This is a genomic window from Terrabacter sp. Ter38 (assembly GCF_024519435.1).
Classification (GTDB): Bacteria; Actinomycetota; Actinomycetes; order Actinomycetales; family Dermatophilaceae; genus Terrabacter.
Window position 1 is genome coordinate 840,521 of sequence record NZ_JALJRZ010000001.1, and the last position, 15,507, is coordinate 856,027.

Sequence of the window (15,507 nt, forward strand, 5' to 3'; positions counted from 1 at the left end):
CGTACACGCCCGCACGGGCACACCGAGCACCCGAGGGACCCCGCCACGACGGCGGGGTCCCTCGCTGCGTCCCCGGCGTGACGGCATACGCAGGCGGTGGTCCCGACGGCACGCAGGCCGATGTGCCCGGTCCTCGGCCCGCCTCCGCCAGCCCCACCCCGGCACGCGATAACCTCCCCTCGTGTACTTCACCGACAGGGGCATCGAGGAGCTGGCGGCGCGCCGCGGCGAGGACCAGGTCACCATCGAGTGGCTCGCCGAGCAGCTGCGCACGTTCGTCGACCTCAACCCCGAGTTCGAGGTGCCGGTCGAGCGACTCGCGACATGGCTCGCCCGGCTGGACGACGACGAGGACTGAGCAGTGAGTGACCGCAGCGACAGGGCCCAGACGCACGGCGAGGCTCCGAGGGAGCCCTACGGCGTAGGGCCCGCCTACCCCTCGTCCCACACCCAGTTCACGACCGACGCCCCAGGGCGGTATGCCGCCGTGTCGGCTGCCGCGCCCACCCCGGAGCCCGCTGCCCCCACCGCAGCGGACGCACCCGCGCCGCCCGAGCAGGCTCCGGCCGACGTGGCCCCGACGGACGACCCGTACTACGCCCCGAGCGCCGAGTTCACCGTCGCCGAGGGCATCCGCGACGTCGGCATGGTGTTCGTCGGCGCCTCGATGACGGCCGGCTACGGCGACCCCAAGGGCCTGGGCTGGGTCGGGCGCGTCGTGGCCCGCACGCAGCACCCCGACCTCGACCTGACGGCCTACAACCTCGGCGTCCGCGGCAACACCTCGGGCGACGTCGTCACCCGCTGGGGCGCCGAGTGCCACCCACGCTGGAAGGGTCGCGCAGAGCGACGTCTCGTGCTCAACGTGGGCACCAACGACGTGCTGTCGGGCATGACGATGGCCCGCTCGAGGCTCAACCTCGCCAACGTCCTCGACGAGGCCACCAACGCCGGTATCGGTGTCTTTGTCGTCGGCCTGACGCCGACGCTCGACGACGAGATGAACCGCAAGATCGAGGCGCTCGCCGAGGCCCAGGCCGACGTGTGCTCACGGCGCGGCATCACCTACGTCGACTGCTACCGCCCCCTCGCGACGCACGACCAGTGGATGGCCGACCTCGCGGCCAGCCCCGACCGGGCCCACCCCGGGCAGGCCGGCTACGGCCTCATCGCCTGGCTCGTGCTCCACAACGGGTGGAACGACTGGCTCTCGCTCAGCTGACGACGTCCGTGTCGCGCTCGCCGTCCGGGCGGCCGTCGGTCCGGCGTCCCGGAGCCGACACGGCGGCCACGATGCTGGCCACCGCGACGAGGCCGACGGTCAGGGCCACGGGGGTGCGGTCCGACTCGTGGAGCGACCACGCGACCGGCAGCAGGAGGGCGTTCCAGAGCACTGTCGGCGTGCGCGGCCAGTCGGCGGCCCGGGCCCAGCCCCGGGCCAGCGCGAGCAGGCCCAGCCCGAAGACGAGGATGAGGGTCCCGGAGGTCGCCGCCCGGGTGACGTCGTCTGTGGCGCCCGTCACCATCTCGTAGACGTAGAAGCCGGCGAAGCCGAGGACGGCGAGGGCCTCGAGGAGCGTGAGCAGCCCTGCGGCGCGGTGGGATCCGCGCACCTCGCGGCTCGGAGAGGTCGATTCGGTCACCTCGCCAGCCTAGCGATCCGGCTGATCTCGACCGTCCGGGAGGGTCCCGGACCCCACGGACGGGCCGGAGGTCTGGAACTGGGAGCCGTCTGCCGATAGACTCAATCCTTGGTGTGATCCGCGCCTAGGCGTTGAACACGGACATGGTTGCTGGTCACACTGGTTCATGGCCCTCAACGCGTACGGAACAACTTCGTGCGCGTTTCCGTTGGTCAGGGGGTCATCCCCGCACGACGACACCATGACTTGGCTCCGACAACGACGCTGGCGCCCCGAGCACATGCACTGCGACCGATACCCGGCGTCGGTGCGAACCGAGATACATGAAGGAGCACGATCCACATGGATTGGCGCGACCGCGCTGCCTGCCTGGAGGCCGATCCGGAGCTGTTCTTCCCGATCGGGAACACCGGCCCGGCCATCCTGCAGATCGAGGAGGCGAAGGCTGTGTGCCGGACCTGCCCGGTCATGGACACCTGCCTCAAGTGGGCCCTCGAGACCGGCCAGGATGCCGGCGTCTGGGGCGGCCTCTCCGAGGACGAGCGCCGCGCCCTGAAGCGCCGCAACGCGCGGGCTCGCCGCGCCGGCTGAGCCCCGCACGACCATCGTCGTCGAGCCCGGTGACCTGTCAGGTCGCCGGGCTTTTGGCTGCCTCCGCAGGCCGTCCGGCGACGATCGAAGTGTTCGGGCCCCTCAGGTGATGGGGCGCAGGCTCGCGGTGAACCGGGCCCGGGTGCCGTGCGGCACGACGGGCTCCCACGAGATGCGCCCCTGGAGGTCGCTGACGAGGGACTGGACGATCTGGGTCCCGAGACCCGAGCCGGGCCGGCGGGCCGGATCGATGCCCTTGCCGTCGTCCTCGACCGAGACGACGACCATCTGCTGTCCGCGCTCGTCGGCCTGACGGTCGATGAAGATGCGCACCTCTCCCCCGGCGTCGCCGAGGCCGTGCTCGATGGCGTTCTGGACGAGCTCGCTCATGATCATCGCGAGCGACGTCGCGTCCTCGGCGCGCAGGCGTCCGAAGGATCCCTCCGTGACGGTGTGGACCGGCGCACCGTTCGCCGAGACCTCGACGACGGCGTTGAGCCCGCGCTGGGCGATGGTGTCGAACTCCACCGTCTCGTCGAAGCCCTGACTCAGCTGGTCGTGCACCATGGCGATGGTCCCGACCCGGCGCTCGGCCTCGGCGAGCGCGACCTTGGCCTCGCCGTCGGGGAGCCGGCGCGACTGCAGGCGGAGCAGCGCGGCCACGGACTGGAGGTTGTTCTTGACGCGGTGGTGGATCTCGCGGATCGTCGCGTCCTTGGTCATGAGCTCGCGCTCGCGGCGGCGCAGCTCGCCGACGTCGCGCATGAGCACGATGGCCCCGAACCGCTGCCCGGCCTCGGTCAGCGGGATCGCCCGCATCGAGACGGTCGTGCCGCCCGCCACGACCTCGGTGCGCCAGGGCTGACGTCCCGTGACGACGAGCGGCAGCCCCTCGTCGACGGGATAGGTCTCGCGGATGTTGTCGGTGACGATCTGGGCGAGGCTCGCCCCGACCACCTCGCCGAGGTGCCCGAGCCGGTGCAGGGCGGAGACGGCATTCGGGCTCGCGTAGGTGACGATGCCGTCGACGTCGAGTCGGATGACACCGTCGCCGACCCGGGGTGCTCCGCGCCGCAGGCCCGTCGGGGCGCCGCTGTGCGGGAACTCTCCCCCCGTGACCATCCGGCACAGGGCGTCGGCCGTGGCGAGGTAGGTCAGCTCGAGGCGGCTCGGGGTGCGGGTCGTCCAGAGGTTCGTGTGGCGGGTCAGGACGGCGACGACGTGGCCACCACGGACGACGGGGATGTACTCCTCGCGCACCGACTGGTCGGCGCCGTGCTCGTGCGGGACGACGACCTGGCGCACGCGCAGGATGCGCTGCTCGGCCGCCGCCTCGTCGAGCAGGTCGCGGGTGCGGCCGGGATCGGCGATGCGGCCCACCTGGTCGTCGACGAAGACGAGCTGGCCCGTCGTCGGGCGCACGTGGGCGACGGCCTCCCAGCGGTCGCTGGTCGACCGGACCCAGAGCACGAGGTCGGCGAACGAGAGGTCGGCGACGAGCTGCCAGTCGCCGACGAGCAGCTGCAGCCACTCGACGTCATGGTCGGGCAGGTTCGTCCGCCCGCGCAGGAGCTCGCTCAGGGTTGCCACGTCCCGAGCCTAGTGAGCCGCGCCGTCCCCGGTCGCGTGGGTCGAGGTGATGCCGTCGCGACCCGGCGCGACGGCACACCTCGACCCGCGGAGCGGGCGTCAGGTCAGCTGCGGGAGCCGGCGCTGGCCCGAGGTGCCGCCTTCTTCGCCCGCACCTTGGTCGCCGCGGTCTTCTCCGCCGGCTTGGTCGCCGCCTCTTTCGTCGCTGTCCTGGTGGCGGCCTTCTTCGTGGCAGCCTTCGTCGTGGCAGCCTTCGTCGTGGCAGCCTTCTTCGTGGCAGCCTTCGTCGTGGCAGCCTTCTTCGTGGCTGCCTTCTTCGCCGGCGCGGGCCGGGCCGAGGACGGCGTCGGGGCGGCCGCGGGGGCACCCGACGAGGCCGGCTTGGTCACGGTGCGCAGCGTGCGCAGGGCGACCGAGAGCGCAGCGATGCCGGCGTGGCTCATCCGCTCGATCCCGCCGAGGGCGGCTCGGGCCCGACCGAGCGCGTCGGCATTGAGCTCGGACCACTCGGCGAGTCGGGCCGCGGCGTCGTGGCGCGGGTTGCTCACCTCGAGCACCGACCGGGTCAGGCTCTCGAGGACGGCGTAGAGGTCGTCGCGCAGCGCGCCGCGGGCCATGGCGTCCCAGCGGTCGTCGCGCGGCAGCATCGTGACCCGCGTCAGCATCGCGTCGATGGAGAACGTCTCAGAGGTCAGGAAGTAGACGCCGACGACGTCGTCGAGCTTCTCACCGGAGTCCTCGGCGATCTCGATGCAGTCGAGCAGCGAGTAGAGGTCGAGCAGCGACGCGGCGGCGAGCGCGAGCTCCTCCGGCACGCCCTTGCCCTCGAGCTCGCGGGCCCGCCGCTGCAGGCGCGTGCGCTCACTGCCCTGGAGCAGCTCGGCGATGCGGCCGGAGAAGGCCTCGATGCCGGGGCGGAAGCGCGCCACCTCGGCCGCGATGTCGAGCGTCGCCGGACGCGAGGTGAGGAACCAGCGCACGGAGCGGTCGATGAGTCGACGGAACTCGAGGTAGAGCGCGGTCTGTGCGGCCGTGCTCACGACGTTGTCGGTGGCCTCCACACCCCGCACGAAGCCGGCGAGGTCGAACACCTCACGGCAGACGACGTACGCGCGGGCGACCTGTTCCGGGGTGGCGCCGGTCTCCTCTCCCGCCCGGTAGGCGAAGGTGATGCCGCCGCGGTTCACCATCGAGTTCGCCACCGCGTTGGTGATGATCTCGCGGCGGAGCGGGTGGGCTGCGATCTCGTCGGCGTGCTTGGCGCGCAACGGCTTCGGGAAGTACTCGGCGAGGGTCGACTCGAACCACGGGTCGTCGGGCAGCGACGTCGTGATGAGCTGGTTCTTGAGGTAGAGCTTCGCGTAGGCGACGAGCACCGAGAACTCTGGCGAAGCGAGGCCCAGTCCGTCCTTCTGTCGTCGTGCGATCTCGGCGTCGCTCGGGAGGAACTCGAGCGAGCGGTCGAGGTCGCCGTTCGCCTCGAGGAACTGGATGAGGCGCTCGTGCACGCCCAACATCGCGTGCTGCTGCGCGCGGGCGTTGCCGAGCAGGACGTTCTGCTCGTAGTTGTCGCGCAGCACCTGCTCGGCGACCTCGTCGGTCATCGAGGCGAGGAGCGTGTTGCGACGCTTCGTCGTCAGCTCGCCGGAGCGGGTCAGCTCGGTGAGCAGGATCTTGATGTTGACCTCGTGGTCGGAGGTGTCGACGCCGGCACTGTTGTCGATGGCGTCGGTGTTGATCCGGACACCCGCCAGTGCGGCCTCGATGCGGCCGAGCTGGCTCGCCCCGAGGTTGCCGCCCTCACCGACGACCTTGCAGCGCAGGTCGCTGCCGTTGACGCGGATGGCGTCGTTGGCCCGGTCGCCGATCTCGGAGTTCGTCTCGGCCGCCGCCTTGACGTAGGTGCCGATCCCGCCGTTCCACAGCAGGTCGACCGGCGCGAGGAGGATCGCCTTCATGAGCTCGGCAGGCGTCATCGACTTCGTGCCCGAGCGCAGACCCAGGGCCGCGACCATCTGCGGGCTCACCGGCACCGACTTGGCCGATCGCGGGAAGATGCCGCCACCCTTGCTGATGAGCTTCTCGTCGTAGTCGGCCCACGACGAGCCGGGAAGGTCGAACATCCGCCGGCGCTCGGCATACGACGTCGCGGCGTCCGGGTCGGGGTCGACGAAGATGTGCCGGTGGTCGAAGGCCGCGAGCAGGCGGATGTGCTCGGAGAGCAGCATCCCGTTGCCGAAGACGTCGCCGCTCATGTCGCCGACGCCGACGACGGTGAACTCCTGGGTCTGCGTGTCGACCCCGAGCTCGCGGAAGTGGCGCTTGACCGACTCCCAGGCGCCGCGCGCCGTGATGCCCATGCCCTTGTGGTCGTAGCCGGCCGAGCCGCCGGACGCGAAGGCGTCGTCGAGCCAGAAGCCGTAGTCGGCGGAGATGCCGTTGGCGATGTCGGAGAACTTCGCGGTGCCCTTGTCAGCGGCCACGACGAGATAGGTGTCGTCCTCGTCGTGGCGCACGACCCGGTGCGGTGGCACGGCGGCACCCGAGACGAGGTTGTCTGTGAGGTCCAGCAGCCCGGAGATGAAGAGCTTGTAGGACGCGATGCCCTCGTCCATCCACGCCGCGCGGTCGACGGCGGGGTCGGGCAGCTGCTTGGCGTAGAAGCCACCCTTGCTGCCGGTCGGCACGATGACGGCATTCTTGACCATCTGCGCCTTGACGAGTCCGAGGACCTCGGTGCGGAAGTCCTCGCGTCGGTCCGACCAGCGCAGCCCGCCGCGCGCGACCTTGCCGAAGCGCAGGTGCACGCCCTCGACCCGTGGGCTGTACACCCAGATCTCGAACATCGGGCGCGGGGCCGGGAGGTCGGGGACCTTCTTCGGGTTCAGCTTGAGCGACACGTACGACTTGTCGCGGCCGTTCTCGTCGGGCTGGTAGAAGTTCGTGCGCAGGCTGGCCTGGATGACCCCGAGCAGGGCACGCACGATGCGGTCGTGGTCGAGGCTCGCGACGTCGTCGAGCGCCTCCTTGATGCGCGTGACGACCTGCTTCTGCCGCGACGCCCGCTTGTCGTGACCGGACTCGGTCTCGGGGAAGGCGTCGGGATCGAAGCGCGCCTCGAAGAGCTCGACGAGGCTGCGCGCGATGCCGGTGTTCGCGGCGAACGCCGACTCGACGTAGTCCTGCGAGAAGGTCGAGCCCGTTTGACGGAGGTACTTCGCCACGGTGCGCAGGATGACGACCTGCCGCCAGGTGAGACCGGCGGCGAGCACGAGGGCGTTGAAGCCGTCGGACTCGGCCCGGCCGTCCCAGACGGCACGGAAGGCCTCCTCGAAGCGGTCGCGGACGTCGGCCGAGAGGGCTGCGTCGCCGGACCCCCACGTGCGGGCGTCGGCGCACAGGCCGAAGTCGAAGATGTGCAGCGTGCGGCCGTCGGGTCCGGGCACCTCGTAGGGGCGCTCGTCGGTCACCTCGACGCCGAGGTGGGTGAAGAGCGGCAGCACCTGCGTCAGCGACAGGTCGGCGCGACGGTAGAGCTTGAAGCGCCGCTCGCGCGGGTCGTCGGACGCCGGGTCGTCGTAGAGGTGCAGGCCGGTCGTGCGGTCACCGTCGCCGAGCGCGTCGATGCGGTCGAGGTCCTCGACCGCCGTCTCGACGTCGAAGTCCTCCTTGTACGCCTCGGGCAGGGCCTTGGCGTAGGCCGCCATCGTGCGGGCCGCGCCCTCGAGACCGCGGGCCTGACCGAGCGCCTCGGAGAGGTCCTCGTCCCAGGTGCGGGTCGCGTCGATGACGCGCTTCTCGAGCTCCGCCTCGTCGATGTCGGGGATGTCGGCGCCTGCCGGCATCCGCACGACGAAGTGGAGGCGCGCGAGCGTCGACTCGCTGACCCGCGTCGTGTTGTCGATGTTCTCGCCGCCGAAGGCCTCGAGCAGGATCGCCTCGATGCGCAGGCGGACCGTGGTGTTGTAGCGGTCGCGCGGGAGGTAGACGAGGCACGAGACGAAACGGCCGAACTCGTCGTGACGCAGGAAGAGCTTGGTCTTGCGGCGCTCCTGCAGGTGCAGGACGCTCGTCGCGATCTCGGCCAGCTGCGCGGGGCTCGTCTGGAAGAGCTCGTCGCGCGGGTAGGTCTCGAGGATCTGGAGGATGTCCTTGCCGGAGTGGCTGTCGGCGCTGAGCCCGGTGAGGCGCAGCACCTCCTGCGCCCGCACGTCGATGAGCGGGATGTCGTGGATCGTGTCGTTGTAGGCGGCCGAGGCGTAGAGGCCGAGGAAGCGCTGCTCGCCGACGCACTCGCCGCGGGCGTCGAAGCGCTTGACCGAGATGTAGTCGAGGTAGACGTCGCGGTGGACCGTCGCGCGCGAGTTGGCCTTGGTGATGATGAGGATGGTGGAGTCGCGAGCGGCTCGGCTGGCAGCCGGCGTGAGCACGAGTCCCTTTCCGGCAGAAGGCCGGTCGTAACGCAGCAGCCCGAGACCCGTGCCCGGCACCTGGCGCGAGACGTCCGTGCCGTTCTCGTTCGAGAGGGAGTACTCGCGGTAGCCGAGGAACGTGAAGTTGTTGTGGGCGAGCCACTCGAGGAAGCGGCTCGCCTCGCGCGCCTGGTGCGGGTCGGTGCCCGGCGGCGTCGCGGAGCGGAGCTCGCTCGCGATGGTCAGCGCGTGGGCGCGCATCTTGGGCCAGTCCTCGACGGAGTCACGGACGTTCTCGAGGACGTGCCGCAGCCGGGCCTCGACGTCGGGCAGGGCATCGGCCGGCAGGCGGTCGATCTCGAGGTGCATCCACGACTCGCGCACGAGCCCGAGCGAGCTGGACGCTACGGTCGTGGAGCCGTCGGTGATGACCGACCTGAGCTCACCGGTGATCGTGCGAGAGACGGTCATCTGCGGGTGCACGATGAGGTGGACGCCGCGGTCGAAACCGCCGAGCGCGGCGACGACGGAGTCGACGAGGAACGGCATGTCGTCGACGACGATCTGCACGACGGAGTGGCCCGTTGACCAGCCCTCGTCGTCGGCGGTCGGGTTGAAGGCGCGCACGTTGAACGTGCCGACCGGGCGCTCCTGGGCGAAGGCCCGGTGCTCGGTGGCGATGGTGGCGAGCTCGCGCGCCGGGCGGGCGAGCAGGTCCTCGGTGGCGACCAGACGGTAGTACGCGAGGAGGAACTCCTCGAGGTCGCGGGCCGCGGCGCCGCCGGATCGGCCTCGACCCCGTCGAGAGGGAGGCGCCACTGCCGCGGCAGCGGCCTTCATGACGTCGATTCGAGTCTGTTCGAGTGACGCTGACATGCGGTCGTCGGATTCCTCACCGTGTGGCCCGTACGGCGGCACGTCGTTGTGCCGCCCATCTCACCATGTGAGCCTATCCCCGTCGGCGTCCACGCCCGAACCACCCCCGCCGGACACTGCAGGACTGTGACGCGAGTGATGGACGGGACAGGCGGTGGAGAACTCCGGGGTGCCCGGACGCGCAGTCCCTAGAGTGGTGCCATGACGGAGGGGAGCCGGGTGGCGGGCGCTGCGGACCCTGCGACGCTCCGAGCCCTCGCCGCCGGCCGGTCGACGACGCGGACGCTCTCCGACGACGTGCTGACGCACCTTCCCGACCTCGGCGACCTGCCCACGCAGCGTGCGCTCGACACCTGGGTCGAGCAGGCAGCCGACACCCTCCGGGCCCTCTCGGAGGCGCTCGAGGAGCGGCTGCTCGACCTCGGCACCGGCCCCGGGCGCGCACCCGCCGGTGCCGACGAGCACCTGACGCGAGACGACCGTCCGGCCACGCAGGTGGGTGACACACGATGAGCCTCTCCCCGGGCGACCCAGGCTCGACGTCGGCGCTCGGCGGCGCCCTGCGCACCCAGGCCCACCAGCTCGCCGACCTCGTCGTCGACCTCGACGCGGCCGCGCGGCGGGCCGGGCGCACCGGGGCGCTCGATCCCACGGGCCACGAGCGCGATCTCGTGACCCGCGTCGCCACCGAGCTCGACCGGATCGGCGGCCTGCTCCAGTCCTGGACCACGACCGCCGTCGAGTCGGCGGCCCGGGTCCGCGCGCTCGAGCCCGCGCTGACGCGCTGCGACCTGACCATCGACGGCCGGCTCGTCGTCGAGCGTTCAGGCCCGAGCCGCGTCGAGCCGGGCGAGCGCCTCGCCGAGCGCGAGCGGCTCCAGGAGCTGCTCAACCGCGTGACAGCCTTCCGCTCGCGCGAGCTGGCCCGGCTCCGCCGCGAGCTCGAGACGTCCAGCACGACCCTCGCGACCCTGTCCGACCGCGCCCGTTCCGGCCCCTGAGCGAAACTCCGCGTCGCGCAGGTGACCCCGCCGCCCGGCATACGTCCTCGGGACGTGGTGGACGGTGCAATAACGTGTCGGCCATGAAGATCTCCGAGACGATCACGTATGCCGCCCCGCCCGAGACCGTCTACGCCATGGTCACCGACGTGGCCTTCCAGGAGCGCAAGTGCGTCGAGGCCCACGCCCGACGGCACGAGGCCGCGGTCAGCCCGGCAGGTGAGGGCGCCCGCGTCGTGACGAAGCGCGACCTGCCTGCCGACGACCTGCCCGACTTCGCGAAGTCGATCGTCGGCCCGACCCTCTCGGTGACGGAGACCTACGAGTGGGGTGGGGCCGCCGGTGACGGCACCCGGACCGGCACCCTCACGGTCGAGGTGGCCGGCGCTCCTGTCGCGATGCGGTCGAGCGTCCGGCTGGCCCCGGCCTCCGGCGGCACGCAGATCAGCATCGACGGCGACCTCAAGGCCTCGATCCCGCTCTTCGGTGGCAAGGTCGAGAAGGCCGCCGCCCCTGCCGTCATCGACGCGATCCGCAGCGAGCAGCGCACCGGCACCGCATGGCTGTCCGAGCGCGCCTGACGTGCCTGCACGGCGTTGGGCCCGCCTCCTGACGGAGACGGGCCCAACGCCGCACGTGCTCGGGGCAGGTCAGCCCATGTGCGGGTAGGTGTGGTCCGTCGGCGGGACGAACGTCTCCTTGATCGAGCGGACGCTCGTCCAGCGCAGCAGGTTCTGCGCGGCGCCCGCCTTGTCGTTGGTGCCCGACGCGCGGCCCCCGCCGAACGGCTGCTGGCCGACGACGGCGCCGGTCGGCTTGTCGTTGACGTAGAAGTTGCCGGCGGCGAAGCGCAGGCGCTTCGTGGCGTCGGCGATGACGCGGCGGTCCTGGGCGATGATCGAGCCGGTGAGCCCGAAGGGCGCGAAGCGCTCCATCTGGTCGAGCACCGTGTCGTACTGCGCGTCGGGGAAGACGTGGACCGACAGGATCGGGCCGAAGTACTCGGTGCGGAAGGACTCGTCGGCGGCGTCCTTGATCTCGAGCACCGTCGGGCGCACGAAGTAGCCGACGGAGTCGTCGTAGGTGCCGCCGGCCACGACGTCGATGCCCGTGGTCGCGTGGGCCCGGTCGATGGCGTCCCGGTGCTTGGCGAACGCGCGGTCGTCGATGACGGCACCCATGAAGTTGGACAGGTCGGTGACGTCGCCCTGGGTCAGGCCGTTGGTGATGTCGACGAGGTCGCCCTTGATCTGCTTCCACACGGAGGCGGGGACGTAGGCGCGCGACGCGGCCGAGCACTTCTGGCCCTGGAACTCGAAGGCGCCGCGGATCATCGCGGTGCGCAGGACGGCCGGGTCGGCACTCGGGTGGGCGAGGATGAAGTCCTTGCCGCCGGTCTCGCCGACGAGGCGTGGGTAGGTGCGGTAGCGGTCGAGGTTGGTGCCGACCTCGTGCCACAGGTGCTTGAACGTCGGCGTGGAGCCAGTGAAGTGGATGCCGGCGAGGTCCTCGTCGCGCAGGGCCGCCTTGCTGACGTTGATGCCGTCGCCCGTCACCATGTTGATGACACCGGGAGGCATGCCCGCCTCCTCGAGCAGCTCCATCGTCAGCTGCGCCGCGAGCTGCTGGGTCGGGCTCGGCTTCCACACGACGGTGTTGCCCATGAGGGCGGGGGCGGTCGGCAGGTTGCCGGCGATCGCGGTGAAGTTGAAGGGCGTGACCGCGTAGACGAAGCCCTCGAGCGACCGGTAGTCGGAGCGGTTCCAGATGCCCTTGGCGTTGAGCGGCGGCTGCTGTTCGAGGATCTGGCGGGCGAAGTGGACGTTGATGCGCCAGAAGTCGATGAGCTCGCAGGCGGCGTCGATCTCGGCCTGGTAGGCGGTCTTGCTCTGTCCGAGCATGGTCGCCGCGTTGAGGCGGGCGCGCCACGGGCCGGACAGGAGCTCGGCGGCCTTGAGCAGGATGGCGGCGCGGTCGTCGAACGACAGCTCGCGCCACATCGGGGCGGCGGCCTTGGCGGCGTCGACGGCGGCCTGGCCCTCCTTGACGGTGGCGTTGCGCAGCGTGCCGAGGACCTTGCGGTGGGCGTGCGGCTGGCGGACCGGGATCTTGCGACCCGTGCCGGTGACACGCTCACCGTTGATCGTGTGGGGCAGCTCGGTCTGGGTCGACCCCAGCTCGGCGAGGGCGACCTCGAGCGCGGCTCGCTCGGGCGAGCCCGGCGCGTAGTCGAGCACCGGCTCGTTGGCCGGTGCGGGCACGTGGGTCACGGCGTCCATCAAGTTCTCCTGCTGTTGGCACGGGGTCTCGCCCGGTGCAGGCGAGTGGGGTGGTCCGCCTCGTGGGCGGAGCCACCCCATCGTTCCATGCCGGCCACCGTGCCCGTCAGCCCTGCGGAGGCTCAGTGCAGGACGGGGATGCTCCACGGGTAGTGGAAGCTCTCTCCCCGGCTGGCCGCCATCGCCGCCCTGATGTGGAACCACAGCGCGGCCACGACGGCGACGATCCACAGGATGATGGCGACCGGGATGAGGATCACGGTGAAGAGCATGACCCAGCCGGCGATGATCGCTGCCCAGACGGCGAGGTTGAAGTTGAAGGAGTCGGCGGCGGCCTTGCGGACGAAGGCGCTGCGGTCCTTGTAGACGGCCCAGATGAGCAGGGGGCCGACGAAGCTGAGCCAGCCGACGGAGATGACGGCGGCGACGATGGCGGCGAGGTGGCCGAGGACGGCCCACGTGCGCTCGTCGCTCGTCGGGGTCAGGGACTGGCCGGACGGGTTCGGGATCGGTTGTGTCATGACTCCATCGTCGCGTCACTTCGGCCGTGGCGCTGCCGGGGAGCGCCCTGACCAGACCCTGAGCCGCCCCTGAGCGACGCCGCCCGCCGTCGGGGTGGAGGCGTTGTGGGGTCGGGGTGGCCCGGCGCCGTCAGGCGGTCGCGCCGACGGCGTCGCCGACGACGAGGGAGCAGACCTCGCTCGTGGGGTCGGCGACGCCGATGGCCGACAGCAGGGTGAGGGTGAGCCGGTGGTGCCCTCGCGCGCCGGGGTGGAACGAGTCGTCGAGCCACCCGTCGGGCGCCACGTCCCGGCCGGCGTCAGCCGCGTCCGCCTCCCACGCGGCAGCATGGTCGACGACGAGCACCCCGAGGTCGCGCGCGACCTCGCGCACTGCCTCGGCGTAGAGGGCGATGAGGCCGGGGCCGCGGCCGCCGTCCTCGAGCACCGGCGGGGGCGTCTGGAGCACGACCGTGGCTCCGACGTCGCGGGAGCGCTGGACGATCTGGTCCAGGCGGTAACGGAAGCCGCGCACGCCGTCCTCCCCCGCCAGGATGTCATTGGTCCCGAACATGACGAAGACCACGTCGGGCGCGAATCGTCCTGCCCGCCAGTGGAACTCGGGCAGCAGGTCCTCGGTCGTGGCCCCCGACACGCCGGAGTTGATGACGGCGTCGCCACGACGGCCGAGCTCGCCACGGACGCGCTCGGCGAAGTGCTCGACGTAGCCGCGGCGGCCGTGCGTGTGCACGACACCCTGCGTGATGCTGTCGCCGAGGAAGACCCACGTCACGGGTGGTCCGGCGAGGATCTCGCGGAGACGGTCGGCATCGCGGCGGGCGTACTCGTCAGCGGTGAAGTCCATCCGCGCAACGTAACAAGGGATGACGCGCCCGCGACTCCCCCGGACCAGCCTGTGGGACGGTCAGGCCGCTCCGGCGCGGGCGCGCACGCCGGTTGCCGAACGGTCGTGGGCGTCCCCGTCCGGCCATGGCTGGGGACGGTCGTCGCCGTGCAGGGTGGCCTCCAGCGGGAGGCGATCGACGAAGCGAGCGACGGCGCCCCCGACCGCGGCGTCCGCGAGCACCCGACGATGCCCGAGGCCGGCGGTCGTGAGGAGCTCGGCCCCCGGCCAGGAATGCACGAGGCGCGCCGAGGGCGCGTGCGGCACCTCTCGGTCGAGCAGGTCGTGGACGACGAGCAGCTCGGGCCGATCGCGCCGATCGAGCGAGGTCGCGATGGTCACGAGGTCGAGCTCGTCGGGCGCGTAGCCGGTGCGGAGGCGGACGCGCTCGACGAGCCGGCGCGTCGTCCGCGCGCCCAGCCCCAGCTCGCCCCGAAGGCGCACGAGCAGGTCGGGTATGCCGCTCGGCGGGGCGATGAGGACGAGCCGCTCCGTCGCCACCCAGCCGTCCCGGATCGCCAGCAGCGCGGACAGGGCACCCATCGAGTGTGCGACGACGGCGCGGGCCGGCCCATGACGCGCGGCGACGGCGTCGAGCGACCGACCGAGCTCGACGGCATCGGAGGAGCCGGAGCCGCGGACCCCCGGGTCCGAGCGGCCGTGACCGAGCCCGTCGAACGCGATGACCTGCAGGCCACGGTCGAGCAGGGGCGCGACGAGCGGGGTCAGCTGCTCGAGCGAGCCGCCCCAGCCGTGCACGAGGTAGACGACCGGCCCTTCGCCCCAGACCCAGCCCCGCACGGAGCGGCCGCGGAGCGCAACCTCGAAGGCCGCGCCGAGCAGCTCCCGGATCGGCGTCTCCCCCGGGGCCGCGGCCTTCGAGGGTCTGGTCGGGGGCAGTCGGAACCAGAGCCGTTCGGCGCCCTGCGCTCCCACGCGGGGCGCGAGCGCTTCGGAGATCCGGAACGCCACGTGAGCGGCGATGGACTGAACAGACCGATCGTTCGTGCTTTTCTGTGGCGACATGAGGACCATGACTGCTCCTTCTGGGTGGTGGATCGGGATGGGTGGTCCGCGCAGGACCGGAGGTGTGGCGGTCAGGCCGAGCGGGCGACGGCCCGACAGTCGTCGATGAGGCGGTCGAAGGCCCGGCGCGCCCGCTCCTCGGCCCGACCGTCGCGCATCAACCGACGCGCATGGTGGTGCGCGAGCACGATGCCCTCGAGCTCGTAGGCGAACTGCTCGGGATCGACGTCGGCACGGAAGTGCCCCTCGCCCACCGCGGTGCCGACGATGAGGGTCAGGGACTCGAGCTTGTCGCGCTCGGCGCGCACCAGCTCGTCTCGGACCGGCCCCTCCTGGTCGTCGAACTCGCTTGCTGCGTCGACGAAGATGCAGCCGCCATCGAAGGCGGTGGATTGCCAGGTGATCCAGCGGTCGAAGAACTCGCGCACGCGCGGCTCGCCACGGGGCGTGGCCACGGTCGGACGCATGACGACGTCGGTGAACCGCTCGCGGGCGTGCTGGAGCACCTCGACCTGCAGCGCCTCCTTGGAGGCGAAGTGGGCGTAGAGCCCGCTCTTGCTCAGCTTCGTCGCCGCGGCCAGCGTGCCGATGGTCAGCCCACCGAGCCCGACGAGCGACGCGAGCTCGGTGGCCTCGTCGAGGATCGCGGTCCTCGTGCTCTCACCCTTGCCCATGACGTCTATAA

At 71.5% G+C, this 15,507-nt stretch carries 14 protein-coding genes; 6 read left to right on the forward strand and 8 right to left on the reverse strand.

Going from position 1 to position 15,507, the window contains the following annotated elements; genetic code table 11:
- Positions 1 to 181 precede the first annotated feature (181 nt).
- Positions 182 to 358, forward strand: a complete 177-nt coding sequence (locus NR112_RS03880) for a DUF6104 family protein (protein ID WP_256792651.1) — start codon at positions 182 to 184, stop codon at positions 356 to 358.
- A 3-nt stretch (positions 359 to 361) separates the two neighbouring features.
- Positions 362 to 1,222 (forward strand): GDSL-type esterase/lipase family protein, encoded by an 861-nt coding sequence (locus NR112_RS03885; protein ID WP_308336216.1) that lies wholly within the window; start codon positions 362 to 364, stop codon positions 1,220 to 1,222.
- On the opposite strand, the gene NR112_RS03890 is transcribed toward NR112_RS03885, so the two are convergent.
- On the reverse strand, positions 1,215 to 1,643 hold the full coding sequence (locus tag NR112_RS03890; RefSeq protein WP_256792652.1) for a hypothetical protein: 429 nt from the start codon (positions 1,641 to 1,643) through the stop codon (positions 1,215 to 1,217). The genes NR112_RS03885 and NR112_RS03890 overlap by 8 nt on opposite strands.
- Positions 1,644 to 1,985: 342 nt before the next feature.
- On the opposite strand from NR112_RS03890, the gene NR112_RS03895 reads away from it, so the two are divergent.
- On the forward strand, positions 1,986 to 2,234 hold the full coding sequence (locus tag NR112_RS03895) for a WhiB family transcriptional regulator (RefSeq protein WP_020142976.1): 249 nt from the start codon (positions 1,986 to 1,988) through the stop codon (positions 2,232 to 2,234).
- A gap of 102 nt (positions 2,235 to 2,336) precedes the next feature.
- Here the strand turns inward: NR112_RS03895 and NR112_RS03900 are convergent, their stop codons facing one another.
- Positions 2,337 to 3,824, reverse strand: coding sequence for a PAS domain-containing sensor histidine kinase (locus NR112_RS03900; protein ID WP_256792653.1), 1,488 nt, complete (start codon positions 3,822 to 3,824; stop codon positions 2,337 to 2,339).
- 104 nt (positions 3,825 to 3,928) lie between these two features.
- Positions 3,929 to 9,076, reverse strand: coding sequence for an NAD-glutamate dehydrogenase (locus tag NR112_RS03905; RefSeq protein ID WP_256792654.1), 5,148 nt, complete (start codon positions 9,074 to 9,076; stop codon positions 3,929 to 3,931).
- Between the two features lie 237 nt (positions 9,077 to 9,313).
- Here NR112_RS03905 and NR112_RS03910 point away from each other — a divergent pair, with 237 nt between their 5' ends.
- From NR112_RS03910 to NR112_RS03920, 3 genes are all read left to right on the forward strand, one after another.
- Entirely contained in the window at positions 9,314 to 9,625 is a 312-nt protein-coding gene (locus NR112_RS03910) for a hypothetical protein (RefSeq protein WP_256792655.1), read from the forward strand.
- Positions 9,622 to 10,113: a hypothetical protein gene (locus NR112_RS03915; protein WP_256792657.1), complete on the forward strand. Its 492-nt coding sequence runs from the start codon at positions 9,622 to 9,624 to the stop codon at positions 10,111 to 10,113. Before NR112_RS03910 ends, NR112_RS03915 begins: the two co-directional genes overlap by 4 nt.
- Before the next feature lie 83 nt (positions 10,114 to 10,196).
- The gene (locus tag NR112_RS03920; RefSeq protein WP_256792658.1) at positions 10,197 to 10,694 is read left to right on the forward strand and encodes a DUF2505 domain-containing protein; all 498 of its coding nucleotides are present in this window, start codon (positions 10,197 to 10,199) and stop codon (positions 10,692 to 10,694) included.
- A gap of 69 nt (positions 10,695 to 10,763) precedes the next feature.
- Here NR112_RS03920 and pruA read toward each other — a convergent pair whose 3' ends face one another.
- The 5 genes from pruA to NR112_RS03945 all read right to left on the reverse strand — a co-directional run bounded on the left by pruA (position 10,764) and on the right by NR112_RS03945 (position 15,496).
- Positions 10,764 to 12,392 carry an L-glutamate gamma-semialdehyde dehydrogenase gene (gene pruA, locus NR112_RS03925; protein WP_256792659.1) on the reverse strand — a complete coding sequence of 543 codons (1,629 nt, stop codon included), beginning with the start codon at positions 12,390 to 12,392 and terminating at the stop codon, positions 10,764 to 10,766.
- A gap of 122 nt (positions 12,393 to 12,514) precedes the next feature.
- A complete protein-coding gene (locus tag NR112_RS03930; protein ID WP_256792660.1) occupies positions 12,515 to 12,913 on the reverse strand; it encodes a DUF4870 domain-containing protein in 399 nt (132 codons plus the stop codon).
- A gap of 130 nt (positions 12,914 to 13,043) precedes the next feature.
- On the reverse strand, positions 13,044 to 13,757 hold the full coding sequence (locus NR112_RS03935) for an SGNH/GDSL hydrolase family protein (protein WP_256792661.1): 714 nt from the start codon (positions 13,755 to 13,757) through the stop codon (positions 13,044 to 13,046).
- 60 nt (positions 13,758 to 13,817) lie between these two features.
- Positions 13,818 to 14,768, reverse strand: a complete 951-nt coding sequence (locus tag NR112_RS03940) for an alpha/beta fold hydrolase (protein ID WP_256792662.1) — start codon at positions 14,766 to 14,768, stop codon at positions 13,818 to 13,820.
- A gap of 125 nt (positions 14,769 to 14,893) precedes the next feature.
- Positions 14,894 to 15,496, reverse strand: a complete 603-nt coding sequence (locus NR112_RS03945) for a TetR/AcrR family transcriptional regulator (RefSeq protein WP_256792663.1) — start codon at positions 15,494 to 15,496, stop codon at positions 14,894 to 14,896.
- Positions 15,497 to 15,507: the final 11 nt, after the last annotated feature.